The sequence below is a fragment of the Pseudomonas sp. HT11 genome (assembly GCF_044875395.1).
Taxonomy (GTDB): Bacteria; Pseudomonadota; Gammaproteobacteria; order Pseudomonadales; family Pseudomonadaceae; genus Aquipseudomonas.
Map to the genome: position 1 here is coordinate 2,495,335 of NZ_CP173217.1, position 22,163 is coordinate 2,517,497.

28 protein-coding genes and 3 pseudogenes are annotated in these 22,163 nt (G+C 61.5%); 14 read left to right on the forward strand and 17 right to left on the reverse strand.

The features are described 5' to 3' along the window. Window position 1: 1 nt before the first annotated feature. The 4 genes from argE to ABWL43_RS11670 are packed head-to-tail and all read right to left on the reverse strand — an operon-like array spanning window position 2 to window position 3,597. The gene (argE, locus tag ABWL43_RS11655; protein ID WP_404487779.1) at window positions 2-1,147 is read right to left on the reverse strand and encodes an acetylornithine deacetylase; all 1,146 of its coding nucleotides are present in this window, start codon (window positions 1,145-1,147) and stop codon (window positions 2-4) included. Then, complete coding sequence (locus ABWL43_RS11660; protein WP_404487781.1) at window positions 1,144-1,821, reverse strand: DUF1028 domain-containing protein; 678 nt, start codon at window positions 1,819-1,821, stop codon at window positions 1,144-1,146. Before ABWL43_RS11660 ends, argE begins: the two co-directional genes overlap by 4 nt. Before the next feature lie 10 nt (window positions 1,822-1,831). Continuing rightward, the gene (locus ABWL43_RS11665) at window positions 1,832-2,242 is read right to left on the reverse strand and encodes a RidA family protein (RefSeq protein ID WP_010171793.1); all 411 of its coding nucleotides are present in this window, start codon (window positions 2,240-2,242) and stop codon (window positions 1,832-1,834) included. 23 nt (window positions 2,243-2,265) lie between these two features. Further along, complete coding sequence (locus ABWL43_RS11670) at window positions 2,266-3,597, reverse strand: flavin-containing monooxygenase (protein ID WP_404487782.1); 1,332 nt, start codon at window positions 3,595-3,597, stop codon at window positions 2,266-2,268. A 205-nt stretch (window positions 3,598-3,802) separates the two neighbouring features. On the opposite strand from ABWL43_RS11670, the gene ABWL43_RS11675 reads away from it, so the two are divergent. After that, window positions 3,803-4,237, forward strand: a complete 435-nt coding sequence (locus tag ABWL43_RS11675) for a GNAT family N-acetyltransferase (RefSeq protein ID WP_145165779.1) — start codon at window positions 3,803-3,805, stop codon at window positions 4,235-4,237. Here ABWL43_RS11675 and ABWL43_RS11680 read toward each other — a convergent pair. Further along, complete coding sequence (locus ABWL43_RS11680) at window positions 4,234-4,836, reverse strand: LuxR C-terminal-related transcriptional regulator (RefSeq protein WP_404487784.1); 603 nt, start codon at window positions 4,834-4,836, stop codon at window positions 4,234-4,236. The genes ABWL43_RS11675 and ABWL43_RS11680 overlap by 4 nt on opposite strands. A gap of 114 nt (window positions 4,837-4,950) precedes the next feature. Between ABWL43_RS11680 and ABWL43_RS11685 the strand changes: the two genes are divergently transcribed. Further along, complete coding sequence (locus tag ABWL43_RS11685; RefSeq protein ID WP_369303384.1) at window positions 4,951-6,564, forward strand: hybrid sensor histidine kinase/response regulator; 1,614 nt, start codon at window positions 4,951-4,953, stop codon at window positions 6,562-6,564. Here the strand turns inward: ABWL43_RS11685 and ABWL43_RS11690 are convergent. Beyond that, complete coding sequence (locus ABWL43_RS11690; protein ID WP_106580162.1) at window positions 6,554-6,889, reverse strand: hypothetical protein; 336 nt, start codon at window positions 6,887-6,889, stop codon at window positions 6,554-6,556. The two genes, ABWL43_RS11685 and ABWL43_RS11690, sit on opposite strands and share 11 nt — an antisense overlap. 176 nt (window positions 6,890-7,065) lie before the next feature. Here ABWL43_RS11690 and ABWL43_RS11695 point away from each other — a divergent pair, with 176 nt between their 5' ends. Beyond that, on the forward strand, window positions 7,066-7,548 hold the full coding sequence (locus ABWL43_RS11695) for a GNAT family N-acetyltransferase (protein ID WP_404487787.1): 483 nt from the start codon (window positions 7,066-7,068) through the stop codon (window positions 7,546-7,548). A 1,103-nt stretch (window positions 7,549-8,651) separates the two neighbouring features. Here the strand turns inward: ABWL43_RS11695 and ABWL43_RS11700 are convergent. Beyond that, a complete protein-coding gene (locus tag ABWL43_RS11700; RefSeq protein WP_404487789.1) occupies window positions 8,652-9,137 on the reverse strand; it encodes an HIT family protein in 486 nt (161 codons plus the stop codon). A gap of 140 nt (window positions 9,138-9,277) precedes the next feature. Here ABWL43_RS11700 and ABWL43_RS11705 point away from each other — a divergent pair, with 140 nt between their 5' ends. Further along, a complete protein-coding gene (locus tag ABWL43_RS11705; protein WP_404487790.1) occupies window positions 9,278-9,607 on the forward strand; it encodes a DHCW motif cupin fold protein in 330 nt (109 codons plus the stop codon). Window positions 9,608-10,056: 449 nt separating this feature from the next. Here ABWL43_RS11705 and ABWL43_RS11710 read toward each other — a convergent pair whose 3' ends face one another. Further along, window positions 10,057-10,524, reverse strand: a complete 468-nt coding sequence (locus ABWL43_RS11710; RefSeq protein WP_145165772.1) for a copper chaperone PCu(A)C — start codon at window positions 10,522-10,524, stop codon at window positions 10,057-10,059. Further along, entirely contained in the window at window positions 10,524-11,132 is a 609-nt protein-coding gene (locus tag ABWL43_RS11715) for an SCO family protein (protein ID WP_119735385.1), read from the reverse strand. The genes ABWL43_RS11710 and ABWL43_RS11715 overlap by 1 nt, the downstream gene beginning before the upstream one ends. Window positions 11,133-11,311: 179 nt before the next feature. On the opposite strand from ABWL43_RS11715, the gene ABWL43_RS11720 reads away from it, so the two are divergent. Further along, entirely contained in the window at window positions 11,312-11,695 is a 384-nt protein-coding gene (locus ABWL43_RS11720) for a DUF2946 domain-containing protein (protein ID WP_242197707.1), read from the forward strand. Between the two features lie 62 nt (window positions 11,696-11,757). Beyond that, window positions 11,758-12,303, forward strand: a complete 546-nt coding sequence (locus ABWL43_RS11725) for a putative natural product biosynthesis protein (RefSeq protein WP_404487791.1) — start codon at window positions 11,758-11,760, stop codon at window positions 12,301-12,303. A gap of 91 nt (window positions 12,304-12,394) precedes the next feature. Here the strand turns inward: ABWL43_RS11725 and ABWL43_RS11730 are convergent, their stop codons facing one another. From ABWL43_RS11730 to ABWL43_RS11745, 4 genes and pseudogenes are all read right to left on the reverse strand, one after another. Next, window positions 12,395-12,688 carry a hypothetical protein gene (locus tag ABWL43_RS11730; RefSeq protein WP_404487793.1) on the reverse strand — a complete coding sequence of 98 codons (294 nt, stop codon included), beginning with the start codon at window positions 12,686-12,688 and terminating at the stop codon, window positions 12,395-12,397. Window positions 12,689-12,747: 59 nt separating this feature from the next. After that, a pseudogene (locus tag ABWL43_RS11735) lies at window positions 12,748-12,858 on the reverse strand (KGG domain-containing protein); the annotation flags it as partial. Window positions 12,859-13,028: 170 nt separating this feature from the next. Then, window positions 13,029-13,505 (reverse strand): hemerythrin domain-containing protein, encoded by a 477-nt coding sequence (locus ABWL43_RS11740; protein WP_404487795.1) that lies wholly within the window; start codon window positions 13,503-13,505, stop codon window positions 13,029-13,031. A gap of 189 nt (window positions 13,506-13,694) precedes the next feature. Continuing rightward, window positions 13,695-14,252, reverse strand: a complete 558-nt coding sequence (locus ABWL43_RS11745; protein WP_145165767.1) for an ATP-dependent Clp protease proteolytic subunit — start codon at window positions 14,250-14,252, stop codon at window positions 13,695-13,697. A gap of 161 nt (window positions 14,253-14,413) precedes the next feature. Here ABWL43_RS11745 and ABWL43_RS11750 point away from each other — a divergent pair, with 161 nt between their 5' ends. Then, entirely contained in the window at window positions 14,414-14,620 is a 207-nt protein-coding gene (locus ABWL43_RS11750) for a PLD nuclease N-terminal domain-containing protein (RefSeq protein WP_106580146.1), read from the forward strand. Window positions 14,621-14,680: 60 nt separating this feature from the next. Here the strand turns inward: ABWL43_RS11750 and ABWL43_RS11755 are convergent, their stop codons facing one another. Both ABWL43_RS11755 and ABWL43_RS11760 read right to left on the reverse strand, forming a co-directional pair. Beyond that, window positions 14,681-15,241: a type 1 glutamine amidotransferase domain-containing protein gene (locus tag ABWL43_RS11755; protein WP_404487799.1), complete on the reverse strand. Its 561-nt coding sequence runs from the start codon at window positions 15,239-15,241 to the stop codon at window positions 14,681-14,683. A gap of 29 nt (window positions 15,242-15,270) precedes the next feature. Further along, window positions 15,271-15,774, reverse strand: coding sequence for a DUF4142 domain-containing protein (locus tag ABWL43_RS11760; protein WP_106580144.1), 504 nt, complete (start codon window positions 15,772-15,774; stop codon window positions 15,271-15,273). Between the two features lie 202 nt (window positions 15,775-15,976). Between ABWL43_RS11760 and ABWL43_RS11765 the strand changes: the two genes are divergently transcribed. Genes ABWL43_RS11765 through ABWL43_RS11775 form a run of 3 tightly spaced genes read left to right on the forward strand, consistent with a single transcriptional unit; the run spans window position 15,977 to window position 17,348 of the window. Continuing rightward, window positions 15,977-16,189, forward strand: a complete 213-nt coding sequence (locus ABWL43_RS11765) for a hypothetical protein (protein ID WP_119735379.1) — start codon at window positions 15,977-15,979, stop codon at window positions 16,187-16,189. A gap of 2 nt (window positions 16,190-16,191) precedes the next feature. After that, window positions 16,192-16,623, forward strand: coding sequence for a DNA methylase (locus ABWL43_RS11770; protein ID WP_145165764.1), 432 nt, complete (start codon window positions 16,192-16,194; stop codon window positions 16,621-16,623). Continuing rightward, entirely contained in the window at window positions 16,620-17,348 is a 729-nt protein-coding gene (locus tag ABWL43_RS11775; protein WP_404487801.1) for a DUF72 domain-containing protein, read from the forward strand. Before ABWL43_RS11770 ends, ABWL43_RS11775 begins: the two co-directional genes overlap by 4 nt. Here the strand turns inward: ABWL43_RS11775 and ABWL43_RS11780 are convergent. After that, the gene (locus ABWL43_RS11780; RefSeq protein ID WP_145165763.1) at window positions 17,313-18,098 is read right to left on the reverse strand and encodes a DeoR/GlpR family DNA-binding transcription regulator; all 786 of its coding nucleotides are present in this window, start codon (window positions 18,096-18,098) and stop codon (window positions 17,313-17,315) included. The genes ABWL43_RS11775 and ABWL43_RS11780 overlap by 36 nt on opposite strands. A 121-nt stretch (window positions 18,099-18,219) precedes the next feature. Here ABWL43_RS11780 and ABWL43_RS11785 point away from each other — a divergent pair, with 121 nt between their 5' ends. Beyond that, window positions 18,220-19,380: an alpha-hydroxy acid oxidase gene (locus ABWL43_RS11785; RefSeq protein WP_262209133.1), complete on the forward strand. Its 1,161-nt coding sequence runs from the start codon at window positions 18,220-18,222 to the stop codon at window positions 19,378-19,380. A gap of 192 nt (window positions 19,381-19,572) precedes the next feature. Here the strand turns inward: ABWL43_RS11785 and ABWL43_RS11790 are convergent, their stop codons facing one another. Further along, entirely contained in the window at window positions 19,573-20,499 is a 927-nt protein-coding gene (locus ABWL43_RS11790; protein WP_404487804.1) for an alpha/beta hydrolase, read from the reverse strand. A 139-nt stretch (window positions 20,500-20,638) separates the two neighbouring features. On the opposite strand from ABWL43_RS11790, the pseudogene ABWL43_RS11795 reads away from it, so the two are divergent. The 3 genes and pseudogenes from ABWL43_RS11795 to ABWL43_RS11805 all read left to right on the forward strand — a co-directional run. Beyond that, a pseudogene (locus tag ABWL43_RS11795) lies at window positions 20,639-20,821 on the forward strand (short-chain dehydrogenase); the annotation flags it as partial. A gap of 96 nt (window positions 20,822-20,917) precedes the next feature. Continuing rightward, complete coding sequence (locus ABWL43_RS11800) at window positions 20,918-21,505, forward strand: NUDIX domain-containing protein (RefSeq protein WP_242197680.1); 588 nt, start codon at window positions 20,918-20,920, stop codon at window positions 21,503-21,505. Between the two features lie 6 nt (window positions 21,506-21,511). Next, window positions 21,512-22,123, forward strand: a pseudogene (locus ABWL43_RS11805) (hypothetical protein). Window positions 22,124-22,163: the final 40 nt, after the last annotated feature.

Sequence of the window (22,163 nt, forward strand, 5' to 3'; positions counted from 1 at the left end):
CTCAGGCGCGAATCGAGTCCAGCATCCGTTGCAGCATGGCATCGCAGCCTTGCAACTGCGCCACACTGACAAACTCATCCGGCTTGTGCCCCTGGTCCATGCTCCCCGGTCCACACACCACCGTGGGAATACCCACCGCATCAAACAACCCGCCCTCAGTGCCGAACGCCACGGTGCCGAAATCCCGCGAACCGCTGAACGCTGCGATCAACTCTGCTGCCTGGCTGCGCTCATCGGTCACCAGCCCCGGATACGCCGACAACTCGGTAAACCGAATCGCACTCTGCGCACTCACCGCTTGCATACGTGGCAGCACCTGCTGTTCGGCGTAGGCCCGCAGCGCTGACGCCACGTCGCCTGGGTCCTGCGACGGCAAGGCGCGAATCTCAAAATCAAACCGACAGTCTGCCGGCACGATATTCAGCGCCTTGCCACCCGAAATCACCCCGGTCTGCACCGTGCTGAACGGCGGATCAAACCGCGGGTCCTGCTGCTCGCGCAGTCGCTGGCCTATTCGCCCCAGCTCACCGATCAACTCGGCGGCATGCTCAATCGCATTCACGCCAGACGGCGCATACGCCGAATGGCAGGCCTCGCCATGCACATCACAGCGCATCGCCAATTTGCCCTTGTGGCCGAGCACCGGTTTGAGTTCGGTGGGCTCGCCGATGATGCACAGCATCGGCTTCACCGGCCGCTGCTCGAGCACCGCCAGCAAGGAGCGCACGCCCAGGCAGCCGACTTCTTCGTCGTAAGACAGGGCGATATGCACCGGCAGGCGCAAGTCGGCTTCCACCAACGCCGGCACCAGCGCCAGCACACAGGCGATGTACCCCTTCATGTCCGCCGTGCCGCGACCAAACAGCTTGCCGTCGCGCTCGGTCAACTCAAACGCCGGCACGGTCCACGGCTGGCCATCCACCGGCACTACATCGGTGTGCCCCGACAGCACAATGCCCGGCAGTTGCGTGGGGCCGACACTGGCAAACAGGTTGGCCTTGCTGCGCTGCGCGTTGTAGACCAGTTCGCTGGTCACCCCGAATTCGGCCAGGTAATCGCGCACAAACGTGATCAACTGCAAGTTCGATTCGCGGCTGGTGGTGTCAAAGCCCACCAGCGTCTGCAGCAATTGGCGGCTGGGGCTCATCGCTCGTCCCCGGCCACGCCGTAGCCGGGCGAGCGGTCGGGGGCGAGCGCGCGGTCGATGTAGTCCTGCACTTGTGGGCGGTAGGCGTCCCACAGTTTTTGCAGTTCGCCGATCGGCTGTTCATCGGCCCAGTCCACCCGCAAGTTGATGATCGGCCACGTCAGTTCGCCCACCACCACCAACGCGGCAGAGTGCACCGGGCCGGCTTCGCCACCGGCGGCGATGGCCGCGTGCATGGCGGCCAGCAGGCGGTCGGCGAGTTGGCCTTCGCCTTGCTCAAAGGCCGTGACCATCGTCTCGATCACCGCGCGGTCAGCGAGCATATTGCCCGCCGCCACGCATTGTTCGCCCGCCACCGCGTGGTGCGTACCGAGGGTTTCGCTGCCGCTGAAATGCACGCTGCGGCCCAGGTGATCAATCGCCGTCAATTGCCGGTACTGGCTGTAGCCGTTGCGGGTCAGGGCCTGGTCGACGGCCTCGGCCGGCGCGAGGCCTTGTTCGAGCAGGTCGAGCACGTCCGGGCCCAGGGCCGGCAGCGTGATGTTCTGGGTCGAGACCGCGCCCACACCGGGCCGCAGCCACGGGCAACGCGCGCCCACGGCGATGCTCGATGAGCTGATGGCGATGCCCAGCTGGCCGGTGTCTGCGCAGCGCGCGACGATTGAAAAGGTCATGTGCGGCTCCTTATTCGGGGATGACGGCGATCACGTCAATTTCCATCAGCCACTGCGGCTGGCCCAGGGCCGACACCACCAACCCGGTGGAAATCGGGAACACGCCTTTGAGCCACTTGCCGACTTCCTGGTACACCGGCTCGCGGTAGCGCGGGTCGATCAGGTAGGTGGTGGTCTTGACGATGTGGCTCAGGTCGGAACCGGCTTCTTCGAGCAGTTGCTTGACGTTGCGCATGGCTTGCTCGGCTTGCGCGCGCGGGTCGCCGAGGCCAACCAGGTTGCCGTCAAAATCAGTGCCCACCTGGCCGCGCACGTACACGGTATTGCCGGCGCGCACGGCCTGGCACAGGTCGTTGTCCAGGCTCTGGTTGGGATAGGTTTCCTTGGTGTTGAACATGCGGATACGCGTGTGAGTAGGCATCAAAAAACTCCAAAAAAAAGTGATCAGGCGCTGACAAATGACGGTTGAACAACCGGTGCGGGTTCACGGTACTCAAGGTATTGGCGCTGGATGGCAATGTGGTCGGCCACGTACTTGGCGTCATGCCAAACGCCCCAGATAAACGACGAGCCACGGCGCGATTGCCAAGGCAAACCGAGGAAGTAGATCCCCGACTCGGGGGCCACGCCGCGCTGGTGCTGCGGCTTGCCGGCGGCGTCAAAGGCATCGACCTTCAGCCAGCTGTAATCCACGGCAAAGCCGGTGGCCCAGATGATCGACGTGATACCGGCCTCTGCCAGGTCCAGTTCCAGGATCGGCTGTTTGATGCATTCGGCGTCGGGGAACACGCGGCGTGCTTCGGGTTCCACCGGCAGGTCGAGGCCATTGCGCTCGATGTAGGCATCCGCCGCGTCCAGCAGGGCCAGGTAGTTCTCATCGCCGCGTGCCAGGTTTTCCACCAGGTTCGCCTGGAAGGTGGCGGTGCTGCCATTGAAGGATTGGGTCAGGCCGACGAGGGTCATGCCTTGCTGGGCCAGCTCACGAAAATCGATGGTCTTGCCGCCGTGGGCGCCGCTCACCGCAATGGTCACGTGCTCGCGGCCAGGCTTCATCGCGGCTTGATCCCATTCGCCCAACACGCCCAGCCACCAGCAGAAATCGCGGTTGCGGTAGGCACGCGGCGGGCGGTCGTGGGCGCCGACCGACAGGTACACCTGGCGGCCGGAGCGTTGCAGTTCATCGGCGATCTGCACGCCGGACGAGCCGGCACCCACGACCAGCACGGCACCGGCGGGCAGTTGCGCAGGGTTGCGATAGTCGGCGGAATGAATCTGGTGCAGCGCGGTGTCTTTGGGCGCAATCGCTGGAATCACCGGTTTCTGGAACGGTCCGGTGGCGGCGACGACGCGGTTGGCTTCGATCACGCCTTCGCTGGTGTGCACGGTAAAGCCCGGGCGGCCGACATTGCGCACCACAGCGCTCACCTCCACGCCGGTGCGGATCGGCGCGTTGAATTTGCGCGCATAGGCTTCAAAGTAATCGGCCACGCGCTCTTTAGGCGCGAAGCCATCGGCGGCGACGTCATCAAATTCAAGGCCTGGAAAACGGTCATGCCAGGCCGGCCCATTGGCCACCAACGAATCCCACCGCCCGGTGCGCCAGCGCTCGGCGATGCGGCTGCGCTCCAGCACCAGGTGCGGCACACCGTGCTTGCTCAGGTGCTCGCTCATGGCCACGCCAGCTTGACCGGCTCCCACGACCAGGGTGTCTGTTTTTGTTATTGCTTGCGTCATGTGTCTGTCCTTGCGTAATGCAGTTGGATTCAGCTTGGGCATGGCGTCAAGGCTAGGGGGAGGGCGATTTTTAATAAAATATTATTAAGCTGGGAACAGAGCATAAATATCGGATGCAGAGCGGTGTGCGTAACCCCACAGATCAAATGTGGGAGCGGGCTTGCCCGCGATTGCAATCTGCCGGGTGATAGCGTCATATCTGACCCAACGCCATCGCGGGCAAGCCCGCTCCCACAAGGTTTATGCCATGCCCGCGCTTCGCGCAATGACCCCTGCCGACTACGACGCCGTCCTCGCCCTCATGCAAAACACCCCTGGCATTTCCCTGCGCGATGCCGACTCCCGCGAGGCCACCGAACGCTACCTGGCGCGCAACCCTGAGATGAGTTTTGTCGCTGAAGCTGACGGCCGGGTGATCGCCTGCGTGATGTGCGGCCATGATGGCCGGCGTGGCTACCTGCAACACCTGCTGGTGCTGCCGGACTATCGCCGCCAAGGCATCGCCCAGGCACTGGTCGAGCGCTGCCTCGGTGCGCTGGAGCAACTGGGCATCGGCAAATGCCACCTCGACGTGTTCAAGACCAACACCCATGCCGCCGCGTATTGGCAAGGGCAGGGCTGGACGCTGCGAACGGACATCGACCGTTACTCCTTCACGCGCCCCGGCAACGAAAACGCCTAGAGTTCTGCTGAGTACTTAACGGCCGCCGCCGCGCGCGAGGGCACCTTCAAACTGCGCAGCAGCGACGACACGTGAATGCGCACTGTGAACGGCGAGATCGCCAGGGCTTTGGCGATTTCCTTGTTGGTCTTGCCTTGGGCGATCAGGCGCAGCACTTCTTGCTGGCGCGCGGTGAGGGCGGGGGTGCCCAAGGGCAGCAGGCCGGAGGGCGCGAACTTGACCAGCACTTCGCCGTCGCGAATCGCCAGGAGGGCCTGGCCGATTTCGTCCGGGGTGATGTTCTTGCCGATAAACCCGTCGGCACCCAGCGCCATCACCTGCTCGATCAGCGTCGGGTCATCCACCATCGACACCACGATCAAGGTGGTGCGCCGCAAGTGCTGGCGCAGCTCGGCCAGCTGGCTCATGCAGGTCAGGCCGGGAAAGCGCAGGTCGAGGATCAGTGTGTCGACATCGCTGCTGTCGCGGGTCAAGGCGTGCACCGCGTCCAGGTCGCCGGCCTCTTGCACCACGGCCTCGGGCAGCAGCCGCTGCACGGTGCGCAGCATGCCTTCGCGAAACATCGGGTGGTCGTCGGCTATGATGATTCGGCCAGTCATGGTGTGCGCCTTCCTTGGGCAAGAGAGTGCTGTGACATGCTACTTTAGCACCGCGCCACAGGGACGCTTCTGGCGCGTACCGGACAGATCGATTGCCGCACAAGGACGTCATCCATGAGTCATGAGACCAACTCCGAACTCGATCAGGCCAACCTGCGCATCGTGGTGGCCGCCATCGCGATTGTCTACATCGGCGCGCTGGGGTTCTTTCCCGGTCAGTCGGTGGACACCTACGTGCCGGTGATCCTGTACATCGTGGCGTTCCTGCTGGCCTCCATCGCGCTGCGCCAGGTCATCGCGCGCTGGCCCGGGCATTACCCGGCGCGGCGGGTGCTGGGCATGATCCACGACTACACCGGCACCTCGTTCGGGTTGGTGGTGGGCGGTGAAGCGGCATTGCCGCTGTATGCCGTGATGGTGTGGGTCAACCTGGGCAACGGCATGCGCTACGGCTCGCGCTACCTGGCGATTGCCACGGGGCTGGCGTTGCTCGCGCTGCTGATCGTGTACCGGCTGACGCCCCTGTGGCAGGCGCAACCGTTCATGGTGCTGATGCTGATGATCACCAGCACGGTGATCCCGGTGTACGCGCATATTTTGCTCGAACGCACGCGCAAGGCGTCCGAAGAAGCCATCGCGGCCAACCTGGAAAAATCGCGGTTCCTGGCCCAGGCCAGTCACGACCTGCGCCAGCCGATCCACTCCATCGGTTTGTTCACGGCGTGTTTGCGTGAAGCAAAGCTTGGGCATGACGAACAGCGGTTGGTGGACAATATCGACCGCTCGCTGCTCAACGTGTCGCAGCTGTTTCGTTCGATTCTCGACCTCTACACCCTCGACAACGGCAGGCTGTTGCCTAAATACCAAGTGATTCACCTGGGCGAATTCCTCGCCGACCTGGTGCACCAGCACGCCGAGGCGGCGCACTGGGCCGGCGTGGAACTGCGCCTGCGGCCGTGTGCGTATTGGGTGCAGGTCGACCCCGCGATGTTGGCGACGATGGTGCAAAACCTGCTCTCCAATTGCTTCAAATATGGCGCGCAGCGCCCGGTGCTGATTGGCGCGCGCGTTCGCGACGGCGGCGTGTCGGTACAGGTGCATGACCAGGGGCGGGGCATTGCCGAGGAACATCAGGCGAAGGTCTTCGAAGAGTTTTATCGGGTGCGCCAACTGCGTGACAAGGACGTCGAAGGCGTGGGCCTGGGGCTGTCCATCGTCAAGCGGTTGGGGCAGTTGATGGGCGTGCACGTGAGCCTGCGTTCGCGGCTGGGCCATGGCACCTCCGTGAGCCTGTACGGCCTGGCACTGGCGACGGCGCCGCGCCAACCGGCTGCGCGAGACGACCCGCGCCAGGCCGGCTTGCTGACGGGGCTGAAAGTCTGCCTGGTGGAAGATGACCACAACGTGCTGTTGGCCACCCAGGCCTTGCTGGAGCGCTGGGGCTGCGAGGTGCAGGCCGAATCCAGCGGGCAGGGCCTGGTCAGCGACTGCGACATCATCGTCGCCGACTATGACCTGGGCAACCACGCCACCGGCATCGAGTGCATCGATGCCCTGCGCCAGCAACGCGGCTGGGCGGTGCCGGCGCTGATTTTGACCGGGCACGACGTGGAAAAAATCCACGCTGCCCTGCATGACCGCAAGATCGCGATTCTGTCCAAACCGGTGCGGCCTGCAGAGCTACGCGGCACGCTGCGTGACCTCAGCCAGCCAAGCGTCACTGCATGAACGGTGCGGCCTGACCGCCTTTGGCGCCTTTGGGCATGCACCAGGCGCTGGGTTTCATCAGGCCAAAGCTGGCCACGGTGAACAAGCCGCCGCTGGCACCACTGGGCACGGTGCAGTTGTAATCACCGGACGCGGTACTGGCGATGTAGTAGGTGGTCATGGAGTCATTGCGCACGTTGGAGATACGCTTGACCGGCTCACCGAGGTTGGTTTCCGACAGCGTCTTGAGATGGTCTTCATTGGGCTTGACGTTGCTGCAACCGGCGACACCGATGATCAGGGCGCCAAGCAGGGTGAGACGGGTAACGCAGGCGTGCAGGTTCATGAGGCTTCTTCCTTGGGATTGTCAGGGTTTTTCCAGCGCGCAAGGCACCCTCGCGCAACAGGCGTGCGGTGCCGGGGGGAGCGTTGGAAGTGCCGTGGAATATAGCGCTGACGGGCAAAGGGGTCGATTAGCACAAGTGTGCTAATGGCACGATGAGGTCATGGACGGAGAGAAGCATGCTGCAGATTAAACGCGCCACCCAAGCGGACGCCCAGGCGGCGTTCGACATTCGCCTGTTGGCCATCCGCAGCCAATGCATCGGCGCCTACAGCCGCGAACAGATGCTGCTGTGGACCCGCGGCCGCGCCGAAGACGGCTACAGCGCGCTGATGGACAAACCGTTTTACCTGGGCTGGGTGAATGGCGAGCCCGTGGTCACCGGGATGCTCGACCCGGATAACCACGAAGTGGGCGCGCTGTTTGTGCTCCCTGAATTCGCCGGACGCGGGTATGGCAAGGCGATGCTTGATCACTTGGAAAACGTAGCGCGGGAACTGGCCATTGAGCACGTGGTGCTGGATTCGACGCTCAACGCGGCGAGCTTCTACAGAGCATGCGGTTATGTGGGCGACAAACAAGCGGTGTATCACTCGCCGTCGGGGCTGACCCTGGCCTGTATACCGATGACCAAGCGACTGATTGCTGAAGACGCGAACTAGCTCCGGCTAACACAGGCAATCCCTGTTGGAGCTGTCGAGCCCCGGCGAGGCTGCGAAAGCGGTGGGTCAGGCGACCGTTGTTCCGGCAGTGCCGCCGCCTTCGCAGCCTCGCTGAAGCTCGACAGCTCCCACAGGGGATCGCGGGCGGGGTTGGAGAGGGTGTGCGCAGCCGATCAACTGAGGCCTCGGCGGCGTCTGGGCATGGACGCGATCCCTGTGGGAGCTGTCGAGCCCCGGCGAGGCTGCGAAAGCGGTGGGTCAGGCGACAGCTGTTTCGGCAGTGCCGCCGCCTTCGCAGCCTCGCTAAAGCTCGACAGCTCCCACAGGGGAACGGGGGCGGGCTTGAAGGGGGTGTGCGCAGCCGATCAACTGAGGCCTCGGCGGCGTCTGGGTACGGGCGCGCTCCTTGTGGGAGCTGTCGAGCCCCGGCGAGGCTGCGAAAGCGGTGGGTCAGGCGACCGTTGTTTCGGCAGTCCCGCCGCCTTCGCAGCCTCGCTAAAGCTCGACAGCTCCCACAGGGGATTGGGGGCGGGCTTGAAGGGGTGGGCGCGGCCGATCAACCGAAGCCTCGGCGGCGTCTGGGCATGAACGCGATCCCTGTGGGAGCTGTCGAGCCCCGGCGAGGCTGCGAAAGCGGTGGGTCAGGCAACAATTATTTGGGCAATGCCGCCGCCTTCGCAGCCTCGCTAAAGCTCGACAGCTCCCACAGGGGATTGGGGGCGGGCTTGGAAGGCCGTGCGCGGCCGATCAACCGAAGCCTCGGTGGAGTCTGAGCATGGGCGCGGTCCGTGTAGGAGCTGTCGAGCCCCGGCGAGGCTGCGAAAGCGGTGGGGCAGGCGACCGTTGTTTCGGCAGTGCCGCCGTCTTCGCAGCCTCGCTAAAGCTCGACAGCTCCCACAGGGGATCGGGGGCGGGCTTGGAGGGGGCGTGCGCAGCGGATCAACTGAGGCTTCGGTGGAGTCTGAGCTATGGCCGCGGTCCGTGTGGGAGCTGTCGAGCCCCGGCGAGGCTGCGAAAGCGGTGGGTCAGGCGACAACTATTTCGGCAGTGCCGCCGTCTTCGCAGCCTCGCTAAAGCTCGACAGCTCCCACAGGGGACTGGGGTCAGGCTTGGAAGGCCGTGCGCAGTCGCTCGATAACCTGCTTAACCGAGTCCCCCTGAACCGCCGGCGGCGTTGGGCTTTCGCCAAACTCGCGCCACACAAACAGTGTCAACTCGGCGCCGTCGGTCAGGCTTTGCGCTGGCGCCTGCGCGCCAAAACCTTGCAGCACGCGGTAGCGCGGGTCCTGCCAAAACGCCTGCTCGACCCAGTCGTACACCGGGATGAAGTGAAAGTGCAGCGGGAAGCCGGGCATGTGCCCATAGCGGCTGATGTACAGCCATTTGGGCTGCAGCTGCGCCTCGATCACCCGCTGGGTTTTAGCCAGCAAGCCGCCCAGCTCAGTCAGCGCGGCTTCCGGCATGTCGGCGAGCGAGTCGATTGGTGCCTTGGCACCCAGCATCAGGTAGCCCGGCAGCTTTGAGGCCAGGTGATGATTGAGCCGCCAGTGCTCGGTGTCGTGAAGGATGAAAGCGGGGTCGATCGGCATAAGCACGCGTCCATGAGAGCCGGGCGGGCAGGATAACAAGCGCGAGCCCCTGTATCCCACAAAAGCCGGCGATCTGTGTCTATCGCTGCGCGTGGCGGGCGGATAGGGTCGAGCCACGTTAACTGACGACCGAGCCCACCATGCAACTGACCGCTGTCCCGTTTGCCACCACCGACTGGTCCACCCTCGAACCCGAACCGCACCCAGGCGTCACCGGCACTGCCCTGTGGCGCACGTGCCACTTCGGCACCACCCGCGTGCGCATGGTCGAATACACGCCCGGTTACCTGGCCGATCACTGGTGCTGGCGCGGGCATGTGTTGCTGTGTCTGGAAGGGGAGTTGCACACGCAATTGGAAGACGGCCGCGAGTTCACCCTGACGGCCGGGATGAGTTACCAGGTGGGCAATGACATGGAAGGGCATCGCTCATCCACCCTCACCGGCGCGAAGCTGTTTATCGTGGATTGAGCCTCACCCTTTGCGATACACCCCAGCAGACGCCCGCGCCAGGTCAATAAAGTTCTGCAGCGGCGCCGACGAGTTGAACACGCGCCGCACCAGGGTGATCGGCGCCAGCAGCTTGGGCCGGCGTTGCTGATCCGGCAGTACACCACGCTTTCGCGGCGCAGAATCAGGCTATCGGGTCTGTTTGCAGATATAGAGAAAGTGTTGAGGGCAGAGCTTTTGGATATGGCGTTGGCGGGGGCTGGCAGGGGCCGGTTGTGGCGAGCGGGCTTGTGTGGCAGGCCGGCTTGTAGTGGCGAGCGGGCTTGCCCCGCGTTGGGGCGCAAAGCGGCCCTGAAGCCAGGCGCCGCGCTTTCACTGATGTACTGTGGTGGATTGACTGGGGCCGCTACGCAGCCCAACGCGGGGCAAGCCCGCTCGCCACAACAAGCTCATTTTCGCCACGCAGTGGCTTAGTGCATCGTGCTGTGGTCCATACCGTCCAGCCCACGGGCTGGCGCTTTGACTTCAATCGACTGTTTCTCGCCCTTGGCGTTCTCCACCGTCAGGGTCAGCGGCACCTGGTCGCCTTCCTTGATCTGCCCGGTCAGACCCATCAGCATCACGTGGTAACCGTTGGGGTCGAGCTTGACCGCTTTGCCTGCCGGCAGCGCGACCGAGTCCACCGGGCCCATGCGCATTACGTCGTCCTTCATGCTCATCTCATGGATCTGCACGTCCTTGGCCACCGGCGTTGCCACGCTGAGCAGTTTGCTGTCGGTGTCGGCGGTGACGGTCATGAACGCGCCGCTGGACGGCTGGCCCGGCACAGAGGCGCGAACCCACGCGTCGGTCACCAGCACCTGGGCACTGGCGTGCGCCGCAAGGCCCAGCAGGGACAGGCCGATCAGGGTGCGCTTGAGGTGTTGAACAGCAGTCATTAGCAGACCTCCATGACGGTGAGCAGGTCTTCTGCGCACTCTTTAGCGGTAAGGGATGCCGACAGGCCCAGGCGCAGGTTGCCGCGGGTGTCGAAGACGAAACTGGTGGCCGTGTGCGACAGGGTGTAGGTGTCGCCGGCGGGGATCTTTTCATAAAAGATCCCGAACTCCTTGGCGGCCACGGCGATTTCTTCCGGGGTGCCGTAGAGCGCTTCGAAGCTTGGGTCGAAGGCCTTGACGTACTTGTCGAGAATCGCCGGGGTGTCGCGTTCGGGGTCGAGGGTGATGAACACCACTTGCATGATCTCGCCGTCGCGGCCCATCAGCTTCTTGGCCTGGGCAGCGCGGGCCAGGGTGGTCGGGCACACGGCCGGGCACTGCGTAAAGCCGAAGAACACCACCGGCATCAGGCCACGGAACGAGCTCAGGGTGACGGTTTCGCCGTCGGTGTTCTTGAGCTTGAAGGTGCGGCCCATGATCTTGTCACTGAGGTCCTTGCCGTACTTGAAGTTCAGCTTGGGGCTGTAATCACAGCCGCCCAGCAGGCTGCCCAGGCCCAACAGGCCCATACCGGTCAGCACTTTGCGGCGGGTGAATAACGTACTCATCAACTGTGCATCCTGTGAAACGCCTGGATGACTCTGCAACGGCATGGCAGGCTTTGAAAAGGAGTAATGATGCGGGTGCACAGTCTACCAACCCAGGCCAGCCCACGTAATCTGCGACGTTCTGCCACAGGGCGCGCCGTGCTTCATCCCTTTGGGGCTTCAGTGGTAGAGTCGCCGCCATGAAATTGAGCCACCCTGACCGTTCGCTGATCGCCTGGGCCCTGTACTTCTGCGTGCTGATGAACCTGTTCGTCTGCGGTTTGGGCCATGGGCAGATGCTTGGCGAGCAACTCAACGGCATCGGTGGTGCGTTCTGCTCGGTGGACGGTAGCCAGGCGCCACTTTCCGACAAAGGGTTGGGTAACCCGGCGTCTGGCAACATCTCGAACTACTTTGCCTGCCCGGTATGCGCTGCCGTGACCGTGGCCATCGTGTTCCTCATCGGGCTGGCCTGGTTGTTGGGCCTCGGACACACCCCGCGTCCTGCCCATGAGCGGCGCAACAAGGCGCCGCCGCGTTATTCCTGGCCCTCGGCCAACCCCCGCGCTTCCCCCGCATTCTGACGTGTGCCTTGGGCTTCCTGTGTTCAGGAGGCGTTCTATCGTCACGACTATGAGTGTATTTCATGATCTCTGTATTGCCTGCAGGCGCCAGCCGCCTGGTCAGCAAGGCATCCCGGCGTATGCGCGCCGAACCGACACTGGCTGATTACCCAAGCAATTCGCGCTGCTTCGTGCACCTGGATGCGCGTTTATTGCCGTATTGGCACACCTTGTTCGATATCTGCCCGGCCTTGCTCAAGCTGGATCCACCGGAAGGGTTGAACCTGTTTCGCAGCTTCATGACCTGGGCCTATCACAACCAGCCGCCGCTGGACTGGACGTACCACCTCAACGTTTGCCGCTGGCTGCTCGCCTCGGGGTATCGATCGCAGATTGATGAGGAGCCCATCGAGGCTTTCATGGCGGCCGCGGCGGCGCGTTGGATCACTACCGATCAAAGCCAGGCGCAGGGCGTGGTCGTGGGATGGCGAGGGGCGAGGATTTTCGATTGGAAGGGCAGTGCGTTGGCAAGCGTCGAACATCAGCCATTGCCAGCCCTGTCGAACGACTTCGGCTGGTGCCCGTTGAACCGTCAGGGTGATTTCAGCGGTTGGTTGCCGGTGCCCTGAGTCCTTGAGAGGCCACAGCGGGTCCCTGGCCACGCCATGGCCTTGGGCGAAAGGCAGCGGCGAGGCGTTTCGCCTGGCCCTTGTTAAGCGGCTAGTTGCTGCTGCTGCGCGGAGTCTTTTTCTGAGTCTTTTTCGCGTCGGGTTGCTTGTGTGAATTCCCGCTCGTCGAGGCCTTCTCTTTGGGCGACGTTTCAGCCTTTTTGTCACTGTCGGAGGGGCTGCTCGGATAGGTGCCTGGCGGCAGGGCGGAACCTGCTGCGCTGCTGCCGCTCAGCGAATTGGCGGCGGGGGCAATGGCATCGCCAAAGGCGGCGAAAGCAGGGCTTGCCAGCAGCGCTGAGAAGCCGACGATGAGCAACATCCTGTGGGAAATACTGGTCTTCATGACTCAATCCCCTTGCTTGGGCCGAAGCCCGGGAAACCCGGGCCCCGGTGGTGCTTCAATCAAGACTTCTTGGCGCCGCCGCCGGAGCTGTGAGCTCCGCCTTTTTTGCCGGCTTCAGAAGCTTTTTCACGGTCGTTGGCAAAATTGCCGCCGGAGCCTTGACCGCCACTTTTCTTGGCAGTATCTGGCTTGGCTTTACCGCCTGCACCTGTCGTGGTTTTTCCGCTGGTAGCCATTTCAAAATCCCTCTTCGATGAATGAATCAACGGTGTCGCTTAATTGGGAATGCTCAATCGAAATCAAAGTTTGAAATAGTTCGCGGGCATGCGACGAACGGGCATCAGGCCGCGATCGGCTTGGCGCCCAGGGCTTTCTTGTGCGCGGCTTTCATCGCTTCCATTTCTGCACCAAGGGCTTCGAGCACAGTCTTGCCCAACAGCTTTTTGGCCTGCGGGAACATCTCGGATTCCTCTTCTTCGATGTGGTGCTCCAACAGTTCCTTGACCACTTTGACGCGCCCGGAAAATTCAGTGGTCGAAGGCTCGGTCTGTTTCAGGTCGGGCAGCACCAGAGAGTCGACGGTGCGGTGCTCTTCCTTGGCCTCGTGGTACATGATGTCCTGCTCTTTACCGCCGGCCTTGCGGAAGGCGGGGTAAAGGATCTCTTCCTCGAGGCGGGTATGCAGGCTGATTTCCATCTCGAGTTTGGCCAGCAATTCAGTGCGTTTCTTGACGCCACGCTCGGTGGACTCGCTCAGTTGGGTCAGCAGCGCTTTGACGCGTTCGTGGTCAGCCTTGAGAAGGTCGATTGCATTCATGGTGGAACCTCACGGATAGCATTCGGGCGCGTTGAAGTGCACGCCTCGTTCCTTTGAGGTTGCATCAGCTGTACCAACTTGGATAACTTGAATAAAACCTAATTAATCAATGAGATAGAAAAACATGCAAGGCAACGCATTCGTGCACCTTGCATGGTTGGGCAGGCAGCAGATTGCAATACGCCGCTTCTAGGCGCCGCTGACTTTCCAATGCTTGATGTCTTCGGCAAACACCACCTGCTGCACCTCGTGGGCAATGCCATAGGCCAGCGATTCATGCGCGGCGATGACTTTTTCCTCAGCCGACAGGCACTTGAAAATATCCAGCTGGGTCTCGGCTTGAGTGGTCTCCAATTCATAGATTTTCACGTAGCGCGCCAGGTCGTTATCCAGGCTCGACAGGTATTCACGCAGACGCTGGTGGTCCACTGAACTCTGGCTGAAATACCAGTTCATCGGGTGAATCAAAAATCGTGAGTGCGGCGTGGTGATGCGTCGGTTCGCCGCCAGGAACATGATGATGCCCATGGACTCGATGTTGCCCGCGTTGATTGCGCACAAGGGCACCGGCAACGCCTTGAGAAAGGTGTAGAGGGTAAAGCCGAAATTGGTGCTGCCACCGGTGGTCGACAGGTTCAGCAGCAGGGAACTGGCGCCTTCGCCGATAGCGTCCAGGCAACAGTCGCGAAAGCGCTCGGTGGTGCTCTGGTCGATCTGGCAGTGAAAGTGGATAACGTGCTCGGTCATCCTGAACCTCCTTAATTCAGTGCAGGCGAGGTGATTCAGTGTTGAGTCTAGAAGGTCGCGCAGGATTAGCTGCAACCGTTGGGCGTGAGCCCTTGCTGAAAATCGAATGGAACCCTCAGGCCATCTGCTTGACCTAATGCATAGACCTCAGGAGGTAAGCTATGCAATTGGAAACTATCTGGATCATTCTGGCCGTGATTCTGCTGATCTTGGAATTATGGGCGATCAACGTCGTATTACGCAGCACCGGTGGCTGGGAGACCAAAGGGCTGTGGTTGATCATTCTGATTTTCGTGCCGCTGTTCGGGCTGATTGTCTGGGCCTTGTTCGGGCCAAAACGTGAGATGGCTGAACAGCGCAAAAGCTGAGCCCATTGAAGACCGCAAACAGGCGCCCATTGGGCGCCTGTTTACGTTCAAGCGGGTGGTTTAGCCCGCAACAGCTTGGGCAATTGCTTCGTTGAACGCCGGCAAGTCATCCGGGGTACGCGAGGTGATCAAGGTCCAGCCATTGGCCTTGCATTCCTTGACCTGGGCATCCACCCAACCGGCGGCGCCGGCGTTTTCAAGGTCGATCCGCACGCTTTTGTACGAGGTCAGGGTTTTGCCCTTGATCACGCCTGCATCGATCAGCGTCCATGGCCCGTGGCAGATCGCCGCGATGGTTTTGCCGGCCTTGACGAAGTCGTTGATCAGGCGCAGCGCGTTGGCATCCTGGCGCAAGGTGTCAGCGTTGACGGTGCCGCCAGGGATAACCAAGGCGTCGAAGTCGCTGCTTGCCACGTCCGACAATTGCACGTCGGATTCCACGGTTTTGTCCTTCTCGGTGTCACCGACGAAGGTCTGGGTGGTACCGCCTTTGCTGGACGCGTGAGTCACCGTGGCGCCATAACCGCGCAGCGCTTCCAGTGGCTTGACCAGCTCATCGCGTTCGATACCGGTATTGGAGGTGATGATGAGGATTTTCTTGCCGTTGAGTTGCGAACTCATGGTCGAGTGTCTCCTGGGTCAGGGATGGTTTAGTGGTCGTGTTTGGCTTGCAGCTCCTTGGCCATTTTCAGGTGGGCTTCAAGGGTCGGCAGGGTCTTGGCGGCGAAGGCTTTCAGCTCGGCGTTGTCCGAGGAAGCGGCTTCTTTCTGGAACAATTCGACAGTTTTTTCGTGAGCGGCGACCTGGTTGTTGGCGTAGGCCTTGTCGAACGACTCGTCGCGCATTTCGAGGATGGCTTTCTTGGCCTTGTCGGTCAGGGCGGCGTCATCGGGTACTTCGATATCCAGCTTTTTCGCCAATGCCGTCAGTTCCTGATTGGCTTTGGTGTGGTCGGTGACCATGTGCTGAGCAAAAGTCTTTACGTCGGCCGAGCTGCTTTTTTCCAGGGCCAGCTTGCCGGCTTCCACCTCGGTGATACCGCCTTGGGCGGCGTCGTCGACAAAGCTGTTGGACGTTGCGGCCATGGCCGTGGAAATCGAGCCCGCAACCAGCACAAAGGTCAGGCCCATTTGTTTCATCAGCAGAGTAGTCATGGTGGATCTCCTTGAAATCAACAGTGGCGTGATGCCGTACCTGACTGTTGAGGGGGAGCCTCGGCAAAAGGTTTAAATTAATTCGCGGTTTTTTCTCCGGTGGTCATGCACGCCAATTTCCTTGAACTATCGAAATTCGACAGGCTCTGCTGCATAAGCGCCCGCTATTTTTTGTGGGCCTTTAACTGCTTGGAGACAAACTGTGACTGCCGATAAAACCCCAACCCCGATCAGTTCCGAAGACGCCCAGAAAGGCACCGACAAAGCCGACAAGGGCCATACGCTGGAACGCCCGAACCCGAAAACCGAAAGTGTCGACAAGGTGCTCACGCCCACGTCGATCAAGGACATCGAACGCCAGACCGACGCCATCAACGAGCAAGCCGCCAAGGCTGAGCGCAAGTTGGGCCACTGAGCATGGCCAGGTCGATTACCGCTGCGCAGTTGGGCATTGAGTTAAGGCCTGAAGACGACGCCAGCCTGTTCAAGTGGTTTATCGCCAGCTTCCTGATGGGCAAGCGCATTCAGGCGCCGATTGCTGCGCAGGCGTACAAGGTGATTGTTGAAGAGCAAGGCCGCGATACTGCGCGCAAGTTGCAGCACTGCACCTCCAGGGAGTTGGTGTCGATGCTTGGGCGCGCGCATTACGTGCGCTATGACGAAACCACGGCGCAGCGTTTGCTCGACCTGAGTGCCAAATTGAATGCCGAATATGGCGGCAAGATCAGCCATATTCGCAGCGCCAGCGAAGACCGTCAGGCCTTTGAAAAACGCTTGGGTGAATTTGCAGGCGTCGGGCCCAAGACCATCGAGATTTTCATGCGCGACGCCGCCAAGGTGCTGTTTTGAAGGCAGCGTTGTATGTGGGCTGCGCGGGGTGGAGTTTGCTGCGTGAACAGTGGCCGGCTTTTGCGGGCGAGGGCACACACCTGCAACGTTACGCGTCGCGTTTCAACGCGGTGGAAATCAACAGTTCGTTTTACCGCCCGCACCTGCCCAAGACCTATGAGCGCTGGGCGCAATCGGTGCCGCCGGCGTTTCGTTTTTCGGTCAAGGTGCCCAAGCGCATCACCCATGAATTGCGCTTGCAACGCTGCGAAACCGCGCTGGATGAATTCCTCGAGCAGTGCCTCAGATTGGGTGAAAAACTGGGCTGCCTGCTGATTCAATTGCCACCGTCTTTTGGCTATGACGCGGCGATTGCTGCACCGTTTTTCACGGCGTTACGCCAACGATTTGCGGGTGCCGTGGTTTTGGAACCGCGCCACGCCAGTTGGCTTGAGGCCGAGGCGTTATTGCAGGATTTACACATAGGCCGTGTGGTCGCCGACCCTCCGGTCATCGACGCGGGCACCAGCTGGCAGGGCGTGCAGTATTGGCGACTGCACGGCTCGCCGCGCATCTATCACAGCGCGTATGGGCCGGAGCGCGTGCAGGCATTCTCGCAGCAACTGAGCCAATACGTTGCCGCAGGCATTCCCACCTGGTGCATCTTCGACAACACCGCCAGCGGTCATGCCACTGCCGATGCCTTGTACCTACTCAACCTCCACGCGCAGCACTTCCAGCCCTAACTGCTCATAGGCTTCGACACTCGGTACGTGCCACTCGGTGATCAGCGTGTGGATGCGGCTGCACGGGCCCACCACAAAGGGTTCCACCGCGCCGAGCTTGTCGGCCATGGTCACCGCCACCACGTGGGAGGCACTGTCGAGCAAGGCTTGCTTAACCGCCACTTCGTCGAAATGCAACGAGCTGATGCCCACTTGCGGATGCAACGCGCACACGCCGGTAAACAGCAGGTCGGCCTTGATGCTCTGGATCAGCCGCACGGCTTCATGGCCGCTGGTGGACAAGGTGGCAGGGTTGAGTTGGCCACCCGCTAAAATCACTTTCACATCCGGGTGGTCGGCCAGGGCGATGGCAATCATCGGCGACGGTGTGACCACCGTCAGGCGGATCGCACGTGGCAAGGATTGCGCAATCTGCAGCGTGGTCGAGCCGGAATCGAACAACACGATCTGGCCGTCTTCCACGCGATCGGCGGCCAGGCGCGCAAGGTGGCGTTTGACCTCATTGGTCTCGCCCACACGGGTGAAGAAGTCTTTGCCGGTGTCTTTGGGCCGGGGCAGGGCGCCGCCGTGCACGCGTTGCAACAGGCCGGCGGCGGCCAGTTCACCGAGGTCGCGGCGGATGGTGTCCTGGGACACGGCAAAATGCTCCACCAATTCGGATGCGGTGACTTTGCCATCGCGCTCCAGCAGCAACAGGATTTTCTGTTTGCGCAACGAAGGCAGGTCGATGGCTTGATGAGTGTTCTGCATGTTTGTGCATCTTTTTGCGGGTTTGTGCGAGATTAGGCCTCTGCCGATATAAACGCAATGACTGGTTGCGCGGCTGATCGGCGGTTACTCTCTGGGCTCAGTTCAGGGAGAGGTGACCTAGATGTCGTTGATCACAACCATCGAAGACTTACGCAAGCTGGCGCAAAAACGTGTCCCACGAATGTTCTACGACTACGCCGATTCCGGTTCCTGGACTGAAAGCACCTATCGGGCAAATGAAAGCGATTTTGCCCGCATCAAATTTCGTCAGCGCGTGGCGCGCAACATCGATGAACGTTCGATTCGCGCCAGCATGATCGGCCAGGACATGGCCATGCCGGTCGCGCTGGCGCCCACGGGGCTTGCGGGCATGCAGCATGCCGATGGCGAGATCCTGACCGCCCGCGCCGCCGCGGCTTTTGGCCTGCGCTACACGCTGTCGACCATGAGCATCTGCTCACTTGAGGACATCGCCGAACAGGTCGGCCAGCCATTCTGGTTCCAGTTGTATGTGATGCGTGATCGCGGGTTTGTCGAGCAATTGATCGAGCGCGCCAAAGCGGCGGGTGTGGATGCGCTGGTACTGACCCTCGATCTGCAGATCCTCGGGCAACGCCACAAGGACTTGATCAACGGCTTGTCGGCGCCGCCAAAACTGACCCTGCCGAATATCCTCAACATGGCCACCAAACCACGCTGGGTGATGGGCATGCTGGGCACCAAACGCCGTGGCTTCGGCAATATCGTCGGCCACGTTAAAGGCGTGGCGGACATGAGTTCGCTGTCGTCGTGGACCGCCCAGCAGTTCGACCCGCGCCTGAGCTGGGACGACGTGGAATGGATCAAGAAATGCTGGGGCGGCAAGCTGATTATCAAGGGCATTCTCGATGTGGAGGATGCGCGGCTGGCAGCTAACTCCGGCGCCGATGCCTTGGTGGTGAGTAACCACGGTGGCCGCCAGCTGGATGGTGCACCGTCGAGCATCAGCCAGCTGCCGGCAATTGTCGAGGCGGTGGGCAAGCAGATTGAAGTGTGGCTCGACGGCGGCATTCGCTCCGGCCAGGACGTGCTCAAGGCGATGGCACTGGGCGCCAAAGGCACCATGATCGGTCGACCGCACCTGTATGGTTTGGGCGCCATGGGCCAAGCGGGCGTGACCAAGGCCCTTGACATCATTGCCCGTGAGTTGGATGTGTCGATGGCGCTGTGCGGCTATAACGATATACGCGATGTGAATCGCGATATTTTGCTGCCAGGCACCTTTCCCGAAGGGGTTTGCTGAGCAAAAAGATCGTAAAAAAGTAAAAAGAGTTGTCCACGAAAACCGTGGGTATCTCTGTGGATAACTTTGCGAAGGCCCGGCAGGGTTGGCGATTTAACCCTCGGTTAATATTTGATCAACTTGCGGCGCGGGCCAGTATGGGCAGGGTTTACGCTTGACAGCCAAGCGTGAACCCAGTGCCGAAAAGTACTTTCAAGAGTCGCCGTTGCGACCTGTGGAGTGCGTCACCACCTGTGCGGGCATCTGCGCTTGCATGAGTTTTTCCAGCGCTTGCCCATAATTGCGCCCGGCCAGGCTCATGCTGTTGTTATGCGTGGCGCCAGGCACCAGCAGCAACCGCTTGGGCTCCCGGGCGGCGTCGAACAGTTGTTGGCTGAAACGCGGTGGCACGTAGGGGTCGGCCAGGCCGTGCACCACCAGCAGCGGCATGTGCACGCCGGCAATCTTGTCGATGGAGTCGAACTTCTGCGACAGCAACCAGCGCACCGGCAGTGAGGTGTTGGCCACTGCCGCGGCCGCGTCCCCCAGCGAGGTGAACGTGGATTCGATCACCAGGCCGCGCACGGGCACCGGTGTCTGTTGACTCAACTGCGCTGCCAGGTCGATGGCCACCGCACCACCCAGCGAGTGCCCGTAGATCAGACGTTTGCTCGGGTCTGGCTGCAGCACCTGAAAGCGCTCCCAGGCGATGCGCGCGTCTTCATACACACTGGTTTCCGAAGGCAGGTCACCGTGACTCTGGCCGAAACCGCGGTAGTCGATGGCCAGCACCGAAAAGCCCAGTGCGTGCAGTTGTTCAATGCGAAACAGCTGGCCGGTGAGGTTCCAGCGCACGCCGTGCAGGTACAGAATCGCCGGAGCATCCTGCTTGTCGGCCGGGTACCACCAGCCGTGCAGGTTCTGGCCTGATTTGAAACTGGCGGGTTTTATATCGAATTCCTGCACGGCCTTGGGCAAGCCGGTGTACCAGCCGGCGGTACCCGGTTCAATGCGAAACACCAGCTCGCGTTCCTTGTGTTGAAGCACAGCGCAGCCTACCGGCAGGCCGATGATCAGGATGGCCATGCACAGCAGGGGAAACCAGCGCAGGCCCAGGCGAGACAGAAAACGAGATGACATGAAGGTTCCAGGACAAAAGCGAAGCTCGGGTTTTACCAGATGGCTTTAAGGGGCAGGAATTAATTCGACAGCCGTGAATGGGGATTGCTTGCAAAGTGTTACAGCATTGAACGACGCGTGCCTGGGTTGTTTGGGTGACCAGGACACGGGATACATCCTGTGGGCCAGCAATGGCCAATTCACGGCGACGCGGTTCACTGAGAACCCCGGGGTGGATTACCCGCGCGATCTGGCACGGATCCAGGCCGCCAGCGCTGAAGAGGTTGCGGCCGCGTGGCCGCGCATCAAGCAGCCGCTGGCTCAGGCCGTGACTGCTTCCTGAACCCGATACGCCGCGCGCCGGTCTGCACAAGCGTTTCGCTTGACGCTGACATTGGCGCCGCGACATGCTCGCGCTCCTTTGAGCAGAGGCCAGGCCATGGACAATAGCCCCGTTCGCATCACCGCCGAAGAAACCCTGTCGGACAATTGGTATCTTCTGAAAAAATACACCTTCGACCTGCGCCGCCAGGATGGCAGTTGGCAAGCCCAGACCCGTGAGGTGTACGACCGCGGCAACGGCGCAACGATTCTGCTGTACAACCGCGCACAGCGCACCGTGCTGCTGATCCGCCAGTTCCGCATGCCCACGTTCGTCAACGATTACCCCGGCTACTTGATCGAAGCGGCCGCCGGCCTGTTGGACAACGCCACCCCCGAAGAGCGCATTCGCCTCGAAGCCGAAGAAGAGACCGGCTACCGCGTCGGCCCCGTAGAGAAAATCTACGCGGCGTTCATGAGCCCCGGTTCGGTGACCGAGCGCATTCACTTCTTTATCGGCGAGTACCAGGCGGCGGACCGCGTTGGCGATGGTGGCGGGCTGATCGACGAGGGTGAAGACATCGAAGTACTGGAGCTGAGCTTTGAACAGGCGTTGGCGATGGTGCAGAGCGGTGAGATTGTCGATGGCAAAACCATCATGCTGTTGCAGCACCTGGAATTGCGCATGTTGAAAGAAGGGTGGTGATGCGCGATGCGCGCGTGGGCGTTGCTATGGGTACTGGCGGCCGGCAGTAGCAGCGCCGCTGACGCGTTCTACACCTGGGCTGACCCTGTGCCGCCAATGCCCGGCAAATTGCTGCGCAGTGAAGCATTGACGCCGCAGCAGAGCCTGGCGTCGGCCGGGCTGAACCTGCGGATTCTGTATTCCTCCACCGATGGGCTCGACAACCTCACGCCTGTCGCGGTTTCCGGTGCGCTGCTCGTGCCCAAAGGCCCAGCACCAGCGGGCGGCTGGCCACTGATGGCGTGGGCTCACGACACGGTCGGCAGTTTTGACCTTCAATAACAGCTTCAAGCGTTCGCCCAAGGCGGCGTTGGATCGGCTGGGGCGTGAATCGGCTTATCCCTCGGTGAAACCGATATTCCGATCTTTCTCGGCACCGGCGGTAAAGACCGAGATGTGTTTGTACCGGGGCAAAAAGCCTTGGTCCGGGACGCCTGCCAGGCAGGGGATCGGGTGGAATGGCATTTGTATCCAGAGCTCGATCACTCCGGGGCGGTGAATGGGTCTTTGGGGGATTCGACAGGGTTTGTTCGGCGGGCGTTTGCGGGGGAGGCTATCAAGGGCAATTGTGGGCGATGAGGTGCGGGCATGGCCGTTGTCCGCTCGCGCAAACAACAAA